Genomic DNA, 20745 nt, shown 5'->3' on the forward strand with positions numbered 1-20745 from the left:
GTCCGTTAGCGAGTTAAGCGGTGAACTTTCCTTGGTAGGGACTGAAATTCAGTGCCTGAACTAAACCTGATATGAAGTAAGCTTGCCCACCCAAAAGATCTTTCAGTTCTACAGGTGTATCAACAGTAACCTGAGCGCCAAAGCCTGCGGATGCGACATTGATAAAATAACGCTCATTCGCTTGAGCGATATCAATCGAGTAGGCTTTACCTGTGAGCGCAAGCTCCAAAGCTGCTTCTACGTCTGTCGGTATTTGGCAGGCCGTGGCAAAATCATTGGCGGTGCCTAACGGCAGTATCGCAATCTCACTTTTATTGAGTTGAGAAACTAGCATCTCGTCTGCATCTTGCTTTAGAGTCGCAATGGCAGCAACCAATTCGTTAACCGTTCCATCTCCTCCGCCTGCAATGATTCTTGTTATGTTTGACAGTGTTGCTTCTTTAACAAAACGTGCGACATCACCTGACTCCCATGTACATCGCACTTCAATACTATAGCCTTGCTGCCTGAGTGTATTAACACTTTGCCTGATCTCTGTTAAACCGGCTTTTTTTCCATTAAGGATCAACATGGCCATAAATAAAAGCTTCTCTGCGATGAGTATTAACATTAATTATGCTAGCGAATCGTTTAAATTTGAAGGACTTTGTGCGTTTTTTCAATAAGCTAATACGGGCAATGGCTAGCCAGCTCAAGTAGGTAACGATTTCGCTTAAAATATACGTACTTCGTTATAGATTGCTAGGTTGATATTTCTATACTGGACAAATGAGTAGGTTCAGCGCGTTTGATTTTGCAATTTATTGCTTTAGAAAGGTTAATAATCTGCTGTATTAACGTACAAATTCTAGTTAGCTGTTATCACTAGTAAAACCTCCTGTTATTGATGTAGTGCGTTGTGGCGCGCTGCCTAATACAAATTATATTGCTAATATTCCGCCATTATTAAAATATGAGCTAAACGTAGATAGTTTATTATTCATTAAAATCAAAGGTATAACCTAGATTTTGACGTTATGACAATAAGCCGTTGTAGGTGGGGATCTATTTAATCGGCATATTGAAAACAATCTTTGCGTTTTAGCTCATGAGTTTTGTTCTTGCGGAGTATTCATGACAATCATAACTAAGCGGTTACTTTTAACAACAATTGCACTTGCTACCACCTCATTATTAGGTTGCGCCGAATCTAAAACAGAGCCTAAAAGTACTGATATTGTACGCCCTGTAAAAATGGCTGTAATAGAAAGTATGGCTGCTAGCATAGAGCGTTCTTTTCCTGCTCAAGTTGCTGCCAATGAAAGTACGGATCTCGCTTTTAGAGTATCAGGTCAAATCACTAACCATTATGTTAGCGAAGGGGATAGGGTTAAAAAAGGTACATTAGTTGCTGAACTTGATCCAACCGATTTTAATATTGTTTTAGATAATGCCAGTGCTAAGTATGAGTTGGCAGTTTCTCAACATGAAAGAAATACCACCTTGGTGCCTAAAGGATTAGCAACTAAAGCTGAATATGATACATCTCGTGCTGAAATGCTAATGGCGAAAGCGAGACTTGATAGAGCAACGCAAAATTTAAAATACACCAAGATTTATGCCCCTTATGATGGTGTCATCGCTAAAATGCATGGTGAAAATCATGATCATATCGCTGCAACTCAAGCAATCATCGAGTTTCAAAATGATAGCTTAAGTGATATTCAATTCGACCTACCAGAAAAATTGTTAAATCAGTTTGACCCTGAAAAATTTAAAGCAATTACCACCCAAGTTTTGCTCGATAGTTACCCGAATAGACCTATGAAAGCGACGTTTAAAGAGATGCGTAAGTCGGCGACATTAGGTGCATTGAGCTTTCGAGTTACTTTGTCAGTTAATGTGCCAGAGGACATGCGTGCATTACCTGGCATGAGCGCCACTGTTAATACAGTTATTGCTGATGATTCACTCGCAAACGATAACATTGTCATCGCACCAATGAGTGCATTATTTAGCCCAGAACATTTAAAGCTTAGTGATGATAAAGAGTACGTTTGGGTTGTTGATTCAGCTAATAAAACTCACCTGCGTGAAGTGAATGTTGTCCGTTTCTTGTCAAACGGAGCTGTGATTGATTCTGGTTTAGTTGCTGGGGACAAAGTAGTGACGGCTGGAACTTATTTAATCACTGAAAATCAGCAAGTTAAAGAACTACAGCGTGAGCGAGGTATTTAATGTCTACTTTGTCGAAACAACCAAAAATGGCTGAAAACGTAGAAGACGAGTGCCGCGATGGCGGGATTGCTGGCTACTCTATGCGCAACTCGGTAGTGAGTTGGCTGATAATCATGGTATTGCTGGTCGGCGGGATCTTAGCTTTTAAAGATCTAGGCAGACTGGAAGATCCAGAGTTTACTCCTCGTTCTGCATTGATTGTAACCAGTTATCCAGGCGCTTCTCCTGAACAGGTTGAAGAGGAGGTTACGCTTCTAATTGAAAATGCACTGCAGCAGTTACCTTCTGTAAAGTGGATAAAGTCTGTAAGTACAGCGGGCTTATCTCAAGTCGATGTGATGATGGAGTCTGAGTATACCAGCTTACATCTTCCTCAAATTTGGGATGAGGTACGCCGAAAAATTGGAGACTTGCGAACATTACCACCAGGGGCCAGTAAACCAATCGTTAATGATGATTTTGGTGATGTCTATGGCATGATCTGGGGGATCACTGGCAAAGGCTACAATATGGCCGAACTAGAGAAGTTCGCCGATCAACTTAGACGTGATGTGGTCACTCTTGATGGTGTAAGCAAAGTTGTTATAGGTGGTGTTCAACAACAACAAGTATTTGTTGAGATTTCTAATAGTAAACTCTCTGCATTGAATATACCCATTGACCATGTTGCCGCATTGCTTAAGAACCAAAACTCGGTTTCTAATGCTGGTCGAATTAGGATCCAAAATGACACGGTAAGACTATTTCCTACTGGTGAGTTTCAGGATATTAGTGAACTGAGAGATTTGGTCATTAGTCCCGCGGGCTCTGACAGCAGAATTTTACTGGGTGATGTAGCTGAAATTAGCCGTGGCTATGTGGAAGTACCAACAAAGCTTATGTCTATGAACGGCCTGCCTGCACTAGAGTTCGGTGTATCGTTTATGCCGGGTGAAAATGTGATTGCAGTTGGGAACCGGGTACAAGCACATATCGATAGCATGCTCAACAAACAGCCTATTGGTATTGAGATGGAGAACATCTATAACCAACCGGTGCAAGTTGAGAAAGCGGTTGATGGATTTGTCTGGAGTCTTGTAGAAGCTGTCGCGATTGTAATTGCAGTACTGCTGCTGACAATGGGTTTAAAAAGCGGTGTCATTATCGGTATCGTCCTAGTCCTTTCTGTAACCGGCACCTTTATCTTTATGGAGCAGATGGGAATCGATCTGCAACGGATCTCTTTAGGGGCCTTAATCATTGCGCTAGGTATGCTAGTTGATAACGCCATTGTTGTGGTTGAGGGAATATTAGTTGGCATGCAAAGGGGCAAGAATCGCTTTCGTGCTGCTATTGATATTGTCGAACAAACTAAATGGCCATTACTTGGCGCGACCGTTATTGCGGTAACCGCCTTTGCACCGATTGGATTGTCTGAAGATATTTCTGGTGAGCTAATAGGCACACTATTCTGGGTAGTACTCATTTCGTTAACTTTAAGCTGGGTTACCGCGATAACGACTACGCCATTCTTATCTGCTATGTTTTTCAAAAATGAAAAGCCTGCTGTAGAAGGCGAAGAGGTTGATCCCTATAAAGGTGTTGTGTTCACTTCGTATAGAAAATTCTTACAAGGGTGTATACGCCATCGCAAGAAAACCATGCTGTTACTGATTATATTACTCTTAGGCTCAGTAAAAGGCTTTGGTATGTTGAAGAATGAATTCTTCCCGCCGATGAATTTACCTAAATTTATGGTTGATACCTGGCTACCGTACAATACGGACATCCGCTCAACCGCAGCAGAAATTAAAGCGATGGAAGCTTTGGTACTTAGCCATCCAGAAGTGACTCAAGTTGCTTCAAGTGTCGGCGGAGGACATGTTCGCTTCATGTTGGCCTATAAGCCAGAGAAGTTATATAACAACTACGGCAATTTAATGATTACCGTGAAAGACATGGACAAGCTGTTAGACGTAATGCGAGATGTACGCGGCATGCTTGAATCAAATTTTGCTGGAGCGAACTACAATTTTAAGCGCTTCGAAATGGGGCCAGCTCCAGATGGCAGAATTGAAGCGCGTTTCCAGGGTGAAGATCCTGACGTATTACGTGATCTGTCAGCACAAGCTAAAGCGATTATGGCTTCATACGAAGGCACTACCGCGGTTCGTGATGATTGGCGTGAGCGCACTAAGGTTGTTCGACCTGTATTTAACGTAGAAGCGGCACGAGTATTAGGGATCAGTAAAGCACAAGTTGATAGCGTGTTACTGGCGAATTTCTCAGGTCGAAGTGTCGGTTTGTATCGTGATGGTTCCGATCTAATGCCTATCATTGTGCGTCCACCAGAGTTTGAGCGCACTGATATAAACGGCGTTATGGAGTTGCAGATTTGGAGTCATCAGCTTAACAAATATGTGAGTTTGTCTCAGGTTGTTCATCGCTTTGATATTGAGTTTGAAGATCCGGTTATTATGCGCCGTGACCGTACCCGAACTATTATGGCAATGACGGATGAAGATCAAATGGGATCGCTTACCACTGCAGCAGTGCAAAAGTCATTTATGGCAGAGGTTGAAGCTATCGAGCTGCCAGAGGGCTATTCGATGCATTGGGGCGGTAAACATGAAACTTCAATGGATGCATTAGTTGCTTTGGGTGAAAAGCTAGGCGGCGGCTATGTTGTAATGATCCTTATTACGGTATTGCTCTTTAGCTCATTTAAAGATGCTGCAGTTATTTGGACTGTTGTCCCATTTGCCATCATCGGTGTGGTTGTCGGGCTATATACCGCAAATATGCCTTTTACGTTCTTAGCGCTGCTCGGGACAATGAGTTTGACAGGTATGTTGATTAAAAATGCAATTGTGTTAGTTGAGGAGATAAAGCTGCAGATCCATGAGGGCAAAGAGGATTATCAAGCGGTCATCGATGCCTCGGTATCTAGGGTTCGCCCAGTGAGTATGGCGGCGGTAACCACGGTTCTTGGCATGATCCCGTTAATCACTGATGGATTTTTCCAAGCGATGGCGGTGGCTATGATGGCCGGACTGACATTTGCAACGATTCTTACGCTGATTGTTACACCTGTAATGTATACGGTTATTCATAGGGTTCGTAACGCATAAGAGTTAAATAAATAAAATAAAGCCGCACTTCGCTTAAGCTGAGTGCGGCTTTTTTGTGGCAATAAATAACATCATTTTTAACGGGGGAACAATAACGTTTTTGCAAGCCAATTGGCTGTATTAACTCATATTTACGGGGTTAGTTTTGAGCCGTATCAAAGTCTAGTTAGCTTAAGTGTTTTCCTAGTATTGTTACGAGTATGACTTTGTAATTAACGGCGTATATTGACTGTTATAACGACAACCTAGGTTTAGATTTTGACGTCATGAAGACGGGCTAAGAGAGCACACTAATGATCAAAAATGATGTTATCAATGTAATATTTTTAGTGTGTGTGGCTATGGCAATCGCAATTGCAATCGCAATCGCACTTAGTGGGGCTGGTCAACATATCGCAACAGTGTCTGGTGGCGTTGATAATAGCCAATTTCGACTAGAGAGTAGTCACACTATTATTGATAGAAATTGCGGATTGTTATGTAAGCAACAACATTTAACCGAGGCTAAAGCAGAATTGTTGAAGTATCGCGCTCAGTTGGCCGCCGCTGAGGCACGCAAGTATCGTGACACTTTTGATATGACAAGCCAACATCAACTAAGCACCTATGATCCACATGAGTATACGCGCGCTATTACCGCCGTTGAACATGCTGAGCAGCGGCTATTGACTGCAGAGTCTGAGGTAGCGTTTGCCGTTACTATGACCAAGTATCAGGGCATGTACGACGCCGCTTTAATCGAAAGTGAAATCGTATCACCTTCGTTATCAACGATGACCATAACTCGTCTAATTGAGCAGTATTAGCTGACTACTATCTTTTTACATTATCTGGCGATATGCGCATAACCACATTATAAGCCGTGCTTTCTATATCGGTGACACTTGTACTTTAGGCTAATATTGTCGACACTTATAAACAATAGCTAGGCTTTAACCCTATAAAGTACTTGTTATTTACATAGACTTTTACTTGCTCATTAAAGATTGAACTGCTCTATGTAGCATGCTAGCAACGAGTAGGATTATGTTAGGAGTATTGTTGATAACTATTTGTTAATATTGTTTTATTCCCCCTGATTTTCGCTCGCGGCACAATTTGAATAAGCGCTAGGCTGAACACTTTTATTGTAAACTAAACCTGCCTTTATCACCGTAATTGTTACCAAGATCGTTGTGCTGACTTTACTAAAGAGTTGTCGACAATATTCCTATAAAGTGTTGACTCGATCACATAATACCGCTAAATTGTCGACAATCTAATGTTTATCTTGCAAGTCTACATATATGACATTTTTCACAGAACAACCGATAACTGCAGCTGATAAGACTTTTTTCCAACTGCGTAAAGACATCGTAGAAGGCGATGTCGAGGCTGGTTCTAAGCTCAGTGAAACAGAATTGTCGACAAAATATGCTGTGAGCCGTGCGGTTGTCAGAGAAGCGATAAATCGTCTAGAAGCCAGTCACTTAGTAGAGCGTAAGGCAAACGTAGGCGCAAGGGTGGTAACGTTAACCGCGGAAGGTCTATTAGAGCTTTATCAGGTTAGGGAGTCATTAGAGGGAATGGCGGCCCGACTTGCAGCGCAAAATATGACCGATCATGAAATCGCCGACCTGCAATTATTACTCAATAGTCATTCCGATAAAGTTCAGTCCGGTCAAACTTATTATCAGGAAGCAGGAGATGTCGATTTTCATTACCGAATCATCCTCGGCAGTAAAAATAAGCACCTTATCTCTATGTTAACAGACGGCATTTATCACTTAGTACGTATGTACCGTGTGCAATTAGGAATGAGTGGCCCAAGGGTAACAACGGCTTTCGATGAGCATAAACATATTGTTCAAGCTATCTGTAATCGCGATGCAGAACTTGCCGAGATGTTGATGCGGCGCCACATTCTTTACTCTAAGTCGAGTATTGAAAATAAGCTGAATTTATAGAATTTAATCTTGAAACATAAAGTTGTAATCAATAGACAGTTAAATCACTAATAATATTTTTCTCTGATCTAGCTTGTACCAGCAATGAGTTGATACAAGTTAGCTGAGCCATAACAAAGGGAGCATCACATGAGCGCAGGTAAGAAATTCCGTGAGGCCTTAGCAGCCAATAGTCCATTACAAATAGTCGGTACCATTAATGCTTATTCGGCCATGATGGCAAAGAAAATTGGCCATCAAGCGATATATCTATCAGGTGGCGGTGTCGCTAATGCCTCTTATGGTTTACCTGATCTGGGCATGACCTCACTCAATGACGTGATTGTAGATGTACAGCGTATAACTTCTGCTTGTGACTTACCTTTGTTAGTTGATATCGACACTGGTTGGGGCGGCGCATTTAATATCGCTAAAACCATTCGTGATATGGAAAAAGCAGGCGCAGCTGCTGTGCACATGGAAGACCAAGTTGCGCAGAAGCGTTGTGGTCACCGCCCGAATAAAGAGATCGTATCAACTGAAGAGATGGTTGATCGAATAAAGGCAGCTGTAGATGCACGTACAGATCCTGATTTTTTCATCATGGCGCGTACTGACTCTTTCGCACAAGAAGGATTAGAAGCGGCAATAGCGCGTGCTAAGGCTTATGTCGCTGCAGGTGCTGACGGTATTTTTGCCGAAGCGGTCAAGACTGAAGCGCATTACCGCGCATTTAGCGATGCACTGGATGTACCCATTCTTGCCAACATTACTGAGTTTGGACAAACCGAACTGTGGAATAAAGAGCAGCTAGGTGAGTGGGGCGCATCAATGGTGCTGTATCCATTGAGTGCGTTTAGAGCAATGAACAAAGCGGCTGAGATGGTGTACAGCTCGATTCTAGAACATGGCGATCAAAAAGCTGTGGTTGATTCAATGCAAACACGCATGGATCTTTATGATTACCTTGGTTATCACGATTATGAGCAGAAGCTAGATAGCTTGTTCGCTGAAGGTAAGAACCTCTAATTAGTAACACGTTTAGTCAGTGCAAATGGCTGCCGCTAGGCAGCCGAACCTTACAACTTGTGTTAGCTATTAAACCTCGCAGCATAGAGGAGCTGGCATAAGCAAAAAAATTTAAAAATGCGGGGCTTAGTATTTAATGTTAAGCCACCAGCAATACAAATTGAAAAGGAATACAGTCATGGTTGATAAAAAATTGAGTGGTGCGGGTCTTCGTGGTCAAAGTGCAGGTGAAACAGCACTTTGTACAGTGGGTAAATCAGGTTCAGGTTTAACTTATTGTGGTTATGATGTTTCTGATCTTGCTGACAACGCTACATTTGAGGAGGTGGCCTACCTGTTGTTTAATGGTGAACTACCGAATCAAACTCAGCTTGACCATTATAAGACTGAACTGTTCGCTCAGCGCGACTTACCTCAAGCATTAAAAGAAGTTCTGCAGCGTATTCCTGCTGATGCACATCCAATGGATGTTATGCGCACAGGTTGCTCCTTCTTAGGTAATCTCGAACCTGAAAACGACTTTAGTGAGCAGAACAAAGCAGCTAATCGCCTGCTGGCAGCATTTCCGGCAATTATGTGTTACTGGTACAAGTTCTCCCATGATGGTGTAGAGATTGATTGTGTGACTAATGAAGATTCAATTGGCGGTCACTTCCTACATTTGCTCAATGGTAAAGCTCCTTCTGAGCAACATAGACGCGTGATGGACGTATCGTTAATCCTTTATGCTGAGCATGAGTTTAATGCATCAACCTTTACTGCACGCGTATGTGCTTCTACGTTATCAGATATGTACTCTTGCATTACTGGAGCGATTGGTACCTTGCGTGGACCACTGCATGGCGGCGCAAACGAAGCTGCGATGGATATGATCCAGCAGTTTAGCTCGCCAAGCGATGCTAAAGCACAAATGGCAGGTATGCTTGAGCGCAAAGAGAAGATCATGGGCTTTGGTCACGCGATTTACCGCACCTCTGATCCACGTAATGTGATCATCAAAGCGTGGTCTGAAAAGCTAGCTGCTGAGAATGGGGATACATCGCTCTATGATATCTCAGTCGCGTGTGAAGAGTTTATGTGGGACAGCAAGAAGCTATTTTGTAATGCTGATTTCTTCCATGCGTCTGCTTACCATTTCATGGGCATTCCAACTAAATTATTCACACCTATATTTGTATGCTCGCGCTTAACGGGCTGGGCTGCACATGTGATGGAGCAACGCTCAAACAACCGTATCATTCGTCCAAGTGCAGATTACACTGGCAGTGAACCACGTAAGGTTGTCGCTATTGGTGAAAGATAATCATAGTAGTTTTAATAAAGGCAGTGTTTTACTGCCTTTAATTTGATTATCTTTATAATAATAAAAGATATTTAGGTACTTAATATATTCACTCCGTAATCGAGTGGCAACGTAAGCCTAATGTCAGTATAAGAATTGGAACGCCCTATGAATACCAACTACCGTAAACCTTTGCTTGGTACCGAGTTAGATTTTTTCGATACTGAAACGGCTGTCAATGCCATCAGTCCAAATGCGTTTAAAAAGCTACCCTATTGCTCGCGTGTATATGCTGAGAACCTAGTCCGTCGCTGCGACCCTGACACGTTAACTGATTGCCTAAAGCAGATTATTGAGGGCAAACGCGATCTAGATTTTCCTTGGTATCCGGCGCGCGTAGTCTGTCACGATATTCTTGGTCAAACCGCTTTGGTTGATCTTGCTGGCCTGCGTGATGCCATTGCTGATAAAGGTGGCGACCCTTCTAAAGTCAATCCCGTCGTACCTACCCAGCTGATTGTTGATCACTCTTTGGCTGTAGAACATGCAGGATTTGAGAAAGATGCTTTCGAGAAAAACCGCGCGATTGAAGACCGACGTAATGACGACAGATTTCACTTTATCAACTGGACTAAAACGGCGTTTAAAAACATCGATGTGATCCAGCCTGGTAATGGCATTATGCATCAGATCAACCTTGAGAAGATGTCACCGGTCGTGCAAGCTCGCGAAGGTGTCGCGTTTCCTGACACTTTAGTTGGTACCGATAGCCATACACCCCATGTTGACGCATTAGGCGTTATTGCAATTGGCGTTGGCGGTTTAGAGGCCGAAAGCGTAATGCTAGGGCGTCCATCATACATGCGCCTGCCCGACATTGTTGGTGTAGAGCTGGTGGGCAAGCGTCAAGCGGGTATTACCGCAACGGATATAGTATTAGCGATCACTGAGTTCCTGCGTAATGAAAAGGTTGTGTCGACCTATCTTGAGTTCTTCGGCGAGGGGGCGGCTAACCTTACATTAGGCGATAGAGCAACGATCTCTAACATGACACCTGAATTTGGTGCAACAGCGGCGATGTTCTATATCGATGAAAAGACCATCGACTATTTAACACTAACAGGCCGTGACGATAAGCAGGTTAAGTTAGTGGAAACCTATGCTAAACAAGCAGGGTTATGGGCAGATACGCTCAATGATGTTGAATATGAGCGTGTGCTGCGCTTTGACCTATCAAGTGTCGGGCGTAATATCGCCGGCCCTTCAAATCCACATCGCCGTGTATCAACCAGTGATTTGGCCAAAAAAGGCATTAGTGGTGTTGTCGAGAATGAAGAGGGCTTGATGCCTGACGGCGCCTGCATCATTGCGGCTATTACTAGCTGTACTAATACTTCAAACCCTCGTAACGTGATTGCTGCAGGCTTGCTGGCTCGTAACGCCAATGCAAAAGGATTAACGCGTAAACCTTGGGTGAAAACCTCATTAGCCCCAGGCTCAAAAGCGGTGCAATTATACCTTGAAGATGCCAACCTTTTACCTGAACTTGAAGCACTAGGTTTTGGTATTGTGGGCTTTGCCTGTACCACCTGTAATGGTATGAGCGGCGCGCTCGATCCTGTTATCCAAAAAGAGGTTATCGAACGCGATCTTTATTCAACAGCGGTGCTTTCGGGTAATCGTAACTTTGATGGTCGTATTCACCCTTATGCTAAACAAGCATTTTTAGCATCGCCACCTCTAGTGGTTGCCTATGCTATTGCGGGAACCATACGATTCGATATTGAAAAAGATGTGCTTGGAACAGACGCTGATGGCAAGGATATTTTGCTTAAAGATCTGTGGCCATCGGATGAAGAGATTGATGCGGTGATTGCCCAGAGCGTTAAGCCAGAGCAGTTCCGAAAAGTGTATGAGCCGATGTTCGATATTAAAGTCGAGTATGGCACCGATAACGATCCGCAGTATGATTGGCGCCCTCAGAGTACCTATATTCGTCGTCCTCCTTATTGGGAAGGTGCGCTGGCAGGTGAGCGCACCATGAAAGGCATGCGTCCTTTAGCAGTACTTGGTGACAATATCACGACTGACCACTTATCACCGTCCAATGCGATTATGTTGGATAGTGCCGCTGGCGCATATCTCGACAAAATGGGCTTACCGGAAGTCGATTTTAACTCCTACGCCACCCATCGCGGCGATCATTTAACCGCACAGCGTGCAACCTTTGCCAACCCTAAGCTGTTTAATGAGATGGTGACTAAGCTGGGTAAGGATGGTGAGGTTGAAATCAAGCAGGGCTCATTTGCGCGTATTGAACCTGAAGGTGCTGAGTCGCGTATGTGGGAAGCAATTGAAACCTATATGGATCGCAAGCAGCCGCTGATCATTATCGCTGGTGCAGATTATGGTCAAGGCTCAAGCAGAGACTGGGCTGCTAAAGGCGTGCGTCTTGCTGGGGTTGAGGTTATTGTTGCTGAAGGATTTGAACGGATCCACCGCACTAACTTAGTCGGTATGGGGGTTTTACCACTAGAATTCACCAATGGCGATACTCGCCACACCTACGAGATTGATGGTACTGAAACTTATGACGTGATTGGCGAACGCACGCCCGGTGCGGCGTTATCTGTCACCATGACTCGTAAAAATGGTGAGTCGGTTACTATCCCCGTTAAATGTCGACTAGATACTGCCGAAGAGGTGTCGATCTATGAAGCGGGTGGTATTTTGCAGCGATTTGCTAATGATTTTTTAGCGTCTACTGCCACTTAGTTATCAAGAACCGTTAGCCAACGGTTAAGTTGCGTTGGCTAACGTTTTCTTTTTATTACTTTCAAAGTAATAGATGTAAACCTATTGAATGGAAGGCTTATGACAACTGATAAAGTATTTGCTCCTCAGCTTAAAGTGGCTGCGACCTATATGCGTGGCGGTACCAGTAAAGGTGTGTTCTTTAATTTAACTGATTTGCCGCAAGCTGCGCAGGTTGCAGGGCCGCTACGAGACTCTTTGTTACTGAGAGTCATTGGTAGCCCTGATCCTTATCAGAAACAGACTGACGGTATGGGCGGCGCAACATCAAGCACTAGCAAAACCGTTATCGTTGCTAAGAGTAATGAGGCTGAACATGATGTTGATTACTTGTTTGGCCAAGTCGCCATCGATAAACCGTTTGTCGATTGGAGTGGTAACTGCGGTAATTTGTCCGCCGCTGTTGGCTCGTTTGCAATAAGCAGCGGCCTAGTTGATCCCAGCCGCATCCCTGAGAACGGTATTGCAGTTGTGCGGATCTGGCAAAAAAACATTAGTAAAACCATTATCGCCCATGTCCCTATGACCAACGGTGAAGTACAAGAAACCGGTGATTTTGAGCTAGATGGGGTGACGTTTCCCGCTGCAGAGGTCCAAGTTGAATTTATCGATCCTGCTGATGGTGAAGGCGCTATGTTCCCAACGGGTAATCTGGTCGATGATTTAGAGTTACCTCTAGACATCGTATCAAGCGGTAGCGTACCAGCGACCATGATTAATGCAGGCATTCCAACGATATTTATCAATGCACAGGACTTAGGTTACAGTGGCGCCGAGTTACAAGAAGCGATAAATGGCGATCAAGCTGCGCTTAATAGGTTTGAAACCATCCGTGCTTATGGTGCTGTGCAGATGGGGCTCATTAACCATATTGATGAGGCTGCAGCGCGTCAGCATACGCCCAAAGTGGCTATTGTGGCTGAGCCTATTGATTATGTATCTTCTAGTGGTAAAGCTATTAGCAAGCATGATATTGATTTAAACGTGCGGGCGTTGTCTATGGGCAAACTACATCATGCAATGATGGGCACAGCAGCTGTCGCAATTGGAACTGCTGCGGCGATCCCTGGAACATTAGTCAGCCTTGCCGCTGGCAATGTAGAGCGAGAATCCGTTAAGTTTGGCCACCCATCTGGCACGTTAAAAGTAGGCGCACAGGCAAGCCAAGTTGATGGTCAATGGAAAGTAAACAAAGCCGTGATGAGCCGAAGTGCTAGAGTGTTGATGGAAGGCTGGGTGAGGGTACCAAGTGACGTTCTAGATGGTTAGTTGAGTTGCTCATTTAGACCTAAAAGCGTTTATATTAACGCTCGCCAATTCAACCGATATAAAAACCGCATTGCCTTTAAAAGGATATGCGGTTTTTTGTTGTCTAATTTAGCTTGATAAGGATTAACCTAGAAATCACTATCTTCAGTCCAGTCTTTGAGTCTTTCTAAAATCGTAAGTGCAGTACGACCAAACTCGGTGATCTCATAGGTAACAGCAATCGGTCGTTCACAGATCACTTCTCGCGTCACCAAACCCTGAACCTCTAACTCTTTAAGACGTTGATCGACCATTTTTTTACTTGCACCACCGAGCATACGAGACAGTTCGTTAAAGCGCACCGGTCCGTCTTTTAAGTGCCACAAGATAGAAGCCTTCCATTTTCCACCAAGAATGCGCATTCCTCGCTCAATAGAGCAGGGTTCGTCGCAACTGTTTAGATTTATTTCTTTGCTATTAATCATTGTATTTATTTGCTTTTTAACCTTATGAATATTGAAATCTACGTGGTTACTAAAAGTATACTGGTTGCATTTGTTTCCCACTCTAGCAAAATATACAGCAACTACCAAATACAAATAGCGTTATACGACAAGGCATAGCGCAAGTTGAAGGATAATAAAAAATGACAGTACTTGTTTCCTACGATCCCATAGAGAATAAAGCACTAGGTCAAGTACCTATAGCCAGCGACAAGCAAATAGCAACTTTGGTAAAAAGGGCTAAATTCGCTCAGAAAAACTGGGTAACGCAATCTTTGTATGAGCGACAACAACAAATAGTGGCCGCTTATAAGCACTTAGCCACAGTACAAGAATCTTTGGGGTTATTGATAAGTCAGGAGATGGGTAAGGATTTTAGGCGCGCAAGTTACGAGGCGGTTGGCGTAGTGCAAAATGCCCAATATTTTTGTCAAGAGATCGCGCAATCGCTGCAAAGCGAGCCGCTTGGACATGGCAGTGAGCTTCAATATCGCGCTTTGGGAGTCGTTGCTGTGATCTCCCCGTGGAATTACCCATTGGCAATGGCAAATAACTTACTGCTGCCAGCACTAATGGCCGGAAATAGCGTTATTTTAAAACCGTCAGAAGAAACGCCCTTGGTTGCCGATTTGTTTGTCAAAACGCTAAATGAAGTACTGCCTGATGGTTTATTACAGATAGCCCATGGCGCGGCTAACACAGGTAAAGCATTGGTGAACAGTGATATCAATATGGTGGCTTTTACTGGTTCATTAGCTGCGGGTAAACACATAATGGCCAGTGCAGCGTTATCACTTAAAAGATTAGTCATGGAGCTTGGGGGTAACGATCCCATGATAGTGATGGCTAGTGCCGACATTGATAAAGCGGTGCAATTTGCTGTTGCCAGTTCGTTTGAAAATGCCGGACAGATGTGCACGTCCACTGAGCGTATTTATGTTGATGAGCGCATTGCTGATGAGTTTGAGCAAAAGGTAGTGTCATTAGCAAGCCGCTATCAAGTGGGTGCTTGGGATAAACCTGGTGTCAATATTGGCCCAATTGTTAATGCTAAACAACACCGCAAGGTTATCGCTCATCTTAAAGATGCTGAGTTAAAAGGTGCCCGATTTTTGTTAGGTCACGCTGATTATCAACCGCCATTTATTCAGCCTACAGTCGTAGCCAACATCACTGCTGATATGTTGCTAGAACAAGATGAAACTTTTGGCCCTGTAGTCGCTATTAGCCGTTTTAATGATATTGCTGAAGCTATCGCGCGAGCCAACGATAGCCCGTATGGATTGAGTGCATCGGTATTCGGTGGTGTGGCCGCGGCAGAGGTCGCGGAAAAAATGGAGGCTGGAATGATCGGCGTTAACCAAGGAGGCGGTGGCGCGGGCCCGTGGGTGGGTGCCAAACAAAGTGGATTTGGCTTTCATGGCGGCGCAGCGGGTCATCGCCAGTTTTCCCAAGTAAGAGTACTAAGCAAGTAAGCGCTAAATGCGGCATGCATGTGTGCATTTTGGCTACTAATATAATTCATGGTAAACAGAAGCCAGTTCTTATTTGTTGTACCAAATCAAAATAAAGTAGAAATGTTATGAATCTAGAAAATAGACCCGAACCCTTTTTTGTTGCAGCTTTAGAAGCTGGTGCAGAGCATCCAGCATTACCAGCATGGGGGAATAATAATAAAAACCCTGCTAATTTAAGTGTTGAATATTCTTCAACGCAGATAGAGAGAAAGGAGTTACAAGAGGTGCCTGGCGCATTTCAATTGCTCAATGTGTTATCTACAACTGAGTGCACTAATCTTATCGAAATTAGTGAACAACTTGAATTCTTACCGGATGCAGCGGTTTCGTTACCGAGAACTGTTCGCCACAACGATAGCCTTACATGGATTGTAGATGAGCAGACCGATGGGTTGATCTGGCAACGTATTGCGCACTTAATGGATGATAGACAAAATATTTTTAATGGCAGTAAAGCTTTAGGGATAAATGCCCGCTTTCGGTTCTATCGGTATGGACAAGATGATTACTTTAAGCCACATTCCGACGGCGCGTGGCCGGGGAGTCGTATTATAGATAATCAGCTCATTGCTAATGCTAATCCCGATCGCTTTAGCCAAATGACGTTCTTGATATTATTGAGTGAAGATTTTGAGGGCGGAGAGACCCGTTTCTTGGTTAATGCTGAAGATGCTTCAAAACCAGCAAAAGCCGGTGACAAAGTTAACAACGTCGACATAAGAACACCGGCTGGTAGCGTATTGTGTTTTCCCCATGGAATGCATCCACTGCACTGTATCCATAGTTCAGTGCCAATCACTAAAGGTGTTAAGTACATAATCCGTACTGACGTTTTGTTTGAGTTGTAAAGCTAGCAGCTATAGCAATCTGTTAGGGCTTATTTCGAAACCATATTGAGTAAAAAACGACATAAAAAACACAGTACTTTAGCTTAAAGTGCTGTGTTTAGCTTTGGTGCCTTTTAGCCCTTTCAGTTTATGGTTATCGCTATTACTTCGTGTTTAATTGCACAGATTTGAGGTAAAATGTACGATTATTCAATATTGTGATCCGCATGACCATTAACATTAAGAACGTATCTGAAGCTGAAGTCACCTGTTCTAACTGCCAAGCATGCTGTTGTCGGTTAGAGGTGATGATCATTACTGATACCGGCGTCCCAGAAACTTATATAGCCACCGATGAATGGGGCGCTGAAACAATGCTTCGCTTAGATGATGGTTGGTGCGCCGCCCTCGATAGAGAAACGCTGATGTGTTCTATTTACGAGAATAGACCGTGGATCTGCCGAGAATTTGAGATGGGATCATATGAATGCCGCGTAGAAAGAGAAGCTTAGAAGATATCTAGAATTAACATGATATTGGTAAAGGCCATCGCCTACAAACGATGGCCAGTTTACGGTTAGATCACTGATGATTTAGTTGCAGACTTTTTTGCGGCCTTAGCTGCTTTCTTTTCTTTTGCAGTTAAAAGTGGTTGTTTCTTGACGTTCTTTTTACTGTCTTGTCCTTTACTCATAATGTTATCTACCTTTCACTTATTCGCCCTTACTAAACATAATTACCTTTTGGGACGTTGGTAACTTCGGGCTCTTAGGATAAAAGCCTATCTAGTTACTGCAGTTTCAGTATGCCTCTATAGCCAAGTAATAGATAGTAAATGCTAATCGTTCGTTAAAGGTTAAGAGTGGCCCTTGCTATAGAGCTATCATTTAGTGGTTCATTTTCTGAATACTCAGCGTTTCTCATTTTCTGATTACATTGCTATAAAATCGTTTAACCAATAGGTTCTTAGAGATATGTTGCCAGTATCTAACCTAAGCAACTGCGGTTTAAGTTGTGTTGGTAATGTCAGCTTCCTCTCTAGATACCCATCAATTTGAGTTCTCAACAATGCGATCAGTGTCGTTTGTTAAGATAACCAAGGTTTAGCTTAGTGGTGCTTTACTAAAAAAACTGAGCATTTGTAACGCTTTAAGTCTATACCTTTAATAGGAAAGCGTTTAGCAATTGAGGACTAGCTGTTCTACTCAATCACTTCCAATATCTATTACCACTTCGCAGCTACTGATAAGGATTGTCTTTATGTTCGAAACTTCGTTGTTTGGTAGCCTTTACGTTACCCCATTTTTTGTCACATTTTTTTGGGGCTCTGTATTTTGGTTGTCAGCTAGAAAATCAAAGTTTTTCCATATAGTAGCCATTCCAGTTGAATTAAGTGGTTACGTAGCGGTATCTACTTGGATTTTAACAATTACCTTAGTTCATTTTGGGCGTATTACATTACTAGGATGGCCCGCATGAGAATAGATAGAGCCTTAGTGATGACCATTATTTTGGTATTAGCATCGATTGGGTTTAGTTATTACCTATGGGTTTTTTATATGGTTTCCCCCTGGACGCGCGATGCACGCGTTCATGCAGACATTTCTCATATCGCGAGTCAAATTGCTGGCAAGGTGAAGCAGATCCATGTGAGTACTGACGAGAAAGTGACCAAAGATCAGTTACTGTTTGAACTCGAGGGAGATGATCAAGTTATTGCCTTGACTAAAGCAACCGCGGCGCTGGAGCAGGGGGAGTATCAGTTAAAGCTATTGCAAGATGAAGAGCTCCGGTTACAGGGGATCCCCGGTAATCTGGTATCAGCAGACGAGCGGGAGAAAGCAAATACCTCAGTAAAAGAACAGCAAGCTGAAATTAAAGTGTTAACAGCAGATCATTCCCAAGCAAAACTCAATACTGAGCGTACAAAAATTTATGCACCTCATGCGGGTTATATATCCGATCTGGACTTTACCAGTGGCCAAGTAGTTACCCCAGGGCAGCAGGTTATTGCACTTATCGATCTCAATAGCTTTACGGTAAAAGCCTATTTTGAGGAGACCCGCATTAGAGAGTTACAATCAGGTCAAAAAGCCAGAATACGTTTGATGGGGCGAGATGATATTATTTTAAAGGGCACTGTGGTCAGTATTGCGCGGGGGATCAATAATAACAATGTGACCAAAGGAAGCCAGCAGTTACCAGACGTACAGCAAACGTTCCCGTGGATAAGATTAGCGCAACGAGTGCCTGTAACCATTGCTTTTGATGATCAGCAACGAGTACAGCAGTTGCACCTGTTTTCCGGTTCAACCGCTTCTGTTGTTATTGAATAATGGCACTGTCACCAAGTAAGACCTCAAATTGGCGTTGGTTAATTCCAGATTTTACTAATGTCGAAATCATGGCTGGTATTAGAATGGGGTTGGCATTGTCTGGCTGTACATTAACGGCAATGTATTTAGACTTAGAAAGTCCTGCTTGGGCAACGACTACAGCGCTATTAATTACTCTAATAGGCAGTTTTGGCGGCGTGATTGATAGGGGGCTGTCTCGTTTAAAAGGCACTTTACTCGCTGTACCGCTAGGTATTCTGGCTTATAACTACCTTATCAATGATCCGTGGTTGTTTTCTTTTGGCGTCGCTTTTGTCACAGCGGCTCTTATCTTGCCTTCGTTACTACGAAAAAATAATGAGCGTTATATATTTAACGTCACTTGTTCGACATTCATCTTAATTGCCATTAATGGCTTGTTGGTCAGTGACTCGCAAGATATGTTGCAGACAATTGCCAACCGTGTCTCTGAAGTCAGTCTAGGGATCCTGTTTTCCTTTTTGGCCACTCTGGGAACTAAACCTAATTATGAAGTTAAAAAGTTGTATACACAGTTAGAAAAATTGACCCAAATAACCAAGGACACAATCAAGGATAACCGCTACCAATTAGACATTTTACAAGCGTTAGAGACTTTAGTTCCTGCATCCATTGAATCAGTAAAAATTGGCTTTCATGCTAATAGTTTGGAGCTGGCATTATCAAAATTGCTGTTAGCTGCAGAGTTGTCTGCCACCTCTGATACGGTATCATTATCGGCTGCGTCACAGTTATTGTTGGACGAAAAAGTAGATCGCTTGATAAAGGATTATCGCGTTGCTTATAAAGAACTCATGTCGTCGAGGAAGATCCCAAAAACGAGCAATCGTAGACTTAAGAGTTTGACTCCAACTAACTGGCAAATAGTGGTTTTTGCAGCTTCTCGCGTATTTTGGGTTATCTCTTTCTCTTTACTATATTGGTACTTTTCTGGTTTTCAAAGTGCGCCGGCAGCTTTAATGCTCGGCTGTATATTTATCTCAATATTTTCTACTCAAATAGGTTTCACTAAACAACTTAAAAAATTCCTTATCGCCGCGATTCTTGGTTCAAGCTTAGGTTTTCTGTTTGCTAATAATCTGTTTTTAGCTATTCCTATATGGCAGTGGCTATTTGTTATTTTATTCGGTGCAGGGTTTGTCAGCGGTGTGCTACTAACAAGAGCTGGGCCACAAACTCCTATCGTCCTGTTTGGTACAGTTTTTTTTCTGTCCGCATTGGGCCTTAATAACTTGGCAATTTTTGACCCTCTCACCAGTTTTAATAATGCCTTAGTACATCTTGTTACTGCATTACAATTGTGGTTAGGTTTTATGTTGATCCCTGAACCGAGTCAGGAATACATCGCGAAACTATCAATAGCGTCTATTCAAAAGAATACAGTTAACGCTGTGCACAACAAAATTGTGAAACCCTCGAAATATTTTGTGGTGCAGATGCAACGTCGTTTACAGATAAGCCAACTACAAGGTTTTGATATTGGTCGACAACGAAAACAATTGTGTAATATTGAAACGACCAAAGGAATATTGGCGCTTCGTGCTAATGAAAAGCTGGTTAGCGTTGGGCTTAATATGGCTAATTTGTTGGATCAGTTTGATAGTCCTGAGAAGGCTGCTGAATACTTGCAGCAGTTAGATAACACCAAGATTGATGATTTAGAGCAACTAGTCGCTACCGTGGTTTGTTTTTTTGAACTACAACAATGGAGACAAGAGTTGGCTGCAGCTGAGTCCATAAGTTAGAAAACGTATGTTGCTACGTTTGTATCACCGATTTTCTTTTAGCCTAGCAGCCATTCTAGCAGTGGAAGTGGTATGGAAACTGCTCATTAATCGCTAATGAGGATCTGATAGTGATCTAATTAGTGCTTTTTGCTAATTAACCCAAGACTATTG

15 protein-coding genes are annotated in these 20745 nt (G+C 43.0%); 13 read left to right on the top strand and 2 right to left on the bottom strand.

Annotation, left to right across the window (positions count from 1 at the left end):
- Window positions 1-13: 13 nt before the first annotated feature.
- On the bottom strand, window positions 14-610 hold the full coding sequence (locus tag AB4135_RS16965) for a YegS/Rv2252/BmrU family lipid kinase (RefSeq protein ID WP_371994649.1): 597 nt from the start codon (window positions 608-610) through the stop codon (window positions 14-16).
- A gap of 503 nt (window positions 611-1113) precedes the next feature.
- On the opposite strand from AB4135_RS16965, the gene AB4135_RS16970 reads away from it, so the two are divergent.
- From AB4135_RS16970 to prpF, 8 genes are all read left to right on the top strand, one after another.
- Window positions 1114-2217, top strand: coding sequence for an efflux RND transporter periplasmic adaptor subunit (locus tag AB4135_RS16970; protein ID WP_371994650.1), 1104 nt, complete (start codon window positions 1114-1116; stop codon window positions 2215-2217).
- Window positions 2217-5327, top strand: a complete 3111-nt coding sequence (locus AB4135_RS16975; RefSeq protein WP_408019751.1) for an efflux RND transporter permease subunit — start codon at window positions 2217-2219, stop codon at window positions 5325-5327. Before AB4135_RS16970 ends, AB4135_RS16975 begins: the two co-directional genes overlap by 1 nt.
- A 293-nt stretch (window positions 5328-5620) precedes the next feature.
- Window positions 5621-6133, top strand: a complete 513-nt coding sequence (locus AB4135_RS16980) for a hypothetical protein (RefSeq protein ID WP_371994651.1) — start codon at window positions 5621-5623, stop codon at window positions 6131-6133.
- Window positions 6134-6613: 480 nt separating this feature from the next.
- Window positions 6614-7273 carry a GntR family transcriptional regulator gene (locus AB4135_RS16985; protein WP_371994652.1) on the top strand — a complete coding sequence of 220 codons (660 nt, stop codon included), beginning with the start codon at window positions 6614-6616 and terminating at the stop codon, window positions 7271-7273.
- Window positions 7274-7402: 129 nt separating this feature from the next.
- Complete coding sequence (prpB, locus tag AB4135_RS16990; RefSeq protein WP_371994653.1) at window positions 7403-8281, top strand: methylisocitrate lyase; 879 nt, start codon at window positions 7403-7405, stop codon at window positions 8279-8281.
- A 178-nt stretch (window positions 8282-8459) separates the two neighbouring features.
- A complete protein-coding gene (gene prpC, locus AB4135_RS16995; RefSeq protein WP_371994654.1) occupies window positions 8460-9584 on the top strand; it encodes a 2-methylcitrate synthase in 1125 nt (374 codons plus the stop codon).
- Window positions 9585-9731: 147 nt separating this feature from the next.
- Window positions 9732-12338, top strand: a complete 2607-nt coding sequence (gene acnD / locus AB4135_RS17000; RefSeq protein ID WP_371994655.1) for a Fe/S-dependent 2-methylisocitrate dehydratase AcnD — start codon at window positions 9732-9734, stop codon at window positions 12336-12338.
- Window positions 12339-12437: 99 nt separating this feature from the next.
- Complete coding sequence (prpF, locus tag AB4135_RS17005) at window positions 12438-13646, top strand: 2-methylaconitate cis-trans isomerase PrpF (protein ID WP_371994656.1); 1209 nt, start codon at window positions 12438-12440, stop codon at window positions 13644-13646.
- Window positions 13647-13774: 128 nt separating this feature from the next.
- On the opposite strand, the gene AB4135_RS17010 is transcribed toward prpF, so the two are convergent.
- Entirely contained in the window at window positions 13775-14110 is a 336-nt protein-coding gene (locus AB4135_RS17010) for a winged helix-turn-helix transcriptional regulator (RefSeq protein WP_371994657.1), read from the bottom strand.
- Between the two features lie 161 nt (window positions 14111-14271).
- Here AB4135_RS17010 and AB4135_RS17015 point away from each other — a divergent pair, with 161 nt between their 5' ends.
- The 5 genes from AB4135_RS17015 (at window position 14272) to AB4135_RS17035 (ending at window position 20592) form a co-directional block, all read left to right on the top strand.
- Window positions 14272-15603: an aldehyde dehydrogenase gene (locus AB4135_RS17015; protein ID WP_371994658.1), complete on the top strand. Its 1332-nt coding sequence runs from the start codon at window positions 14272-14274 to the stop codon at window positions 15601-15603.
- A 107-nt stretch (window positions 15604-15710) separates the two neighbouring features.
- The gene (locus AB4135_RS17020; RefSeq protein ID WP_371994659.1) at window positions 15711-16493 is read left to right on the top strand and encodes a prolyl hydroxylase family protein; all 783 of its coding nucleotides are present in this window, start codon (window positions 15711-15713) and stop codon (window positions 16491-16493) included.
- A 206-nt stretch (window positions 16494-16699) separates the two neighbouring features.
- Window positions 16700-16984: a YkgJ family cysteine cluster protein gene (locus AB4135_RS17025; RefSeq protein WP_371994660.1), complete on the top strand. Its 285-nt coding sequence runs from the start codon at window positions 16700-16702 to the stop codon at window positions 16982-16984.
- A 963-nt stretch (window positions 16985-17947) separates the two neighbouring features.
- Complete coding sequence (locus AB4135_RS17030; protein ID WP_371994661.1) at window positions 17948-18808, top strand: efflux RND transporter periplasmic adaptor subunit; 861 nt, start codon at window positions 17948-17950, stop codon at window positions 18806-18808.
- On the top strand, window positions 18808-20592 hold the full coding sequence (locus tag AB4135_RS17035; RefSeq protein WP_371994662.1) for an FUSC family protein: 1785 nt from the start codon (window positions 18808-18810) through the stop codon (window positions 20590-20592). Before AB4135_RS17030 ends, AB4135_RS17035 begins: the two co-directional genes overlap by 1 nt.
- Window positions 20593-20745: the final 153 nt, after the last annotated feature.

This window comes from Shewanella sp. 10N.286.54.B9 (assembly GCF_041468565.1).
Taxonomy (GTDB): domain Bacteria; phylum Pseudomonadota; class Gammaproteobacteria; order Enterobacterales; family Shewanellaceae; genus Shewanella.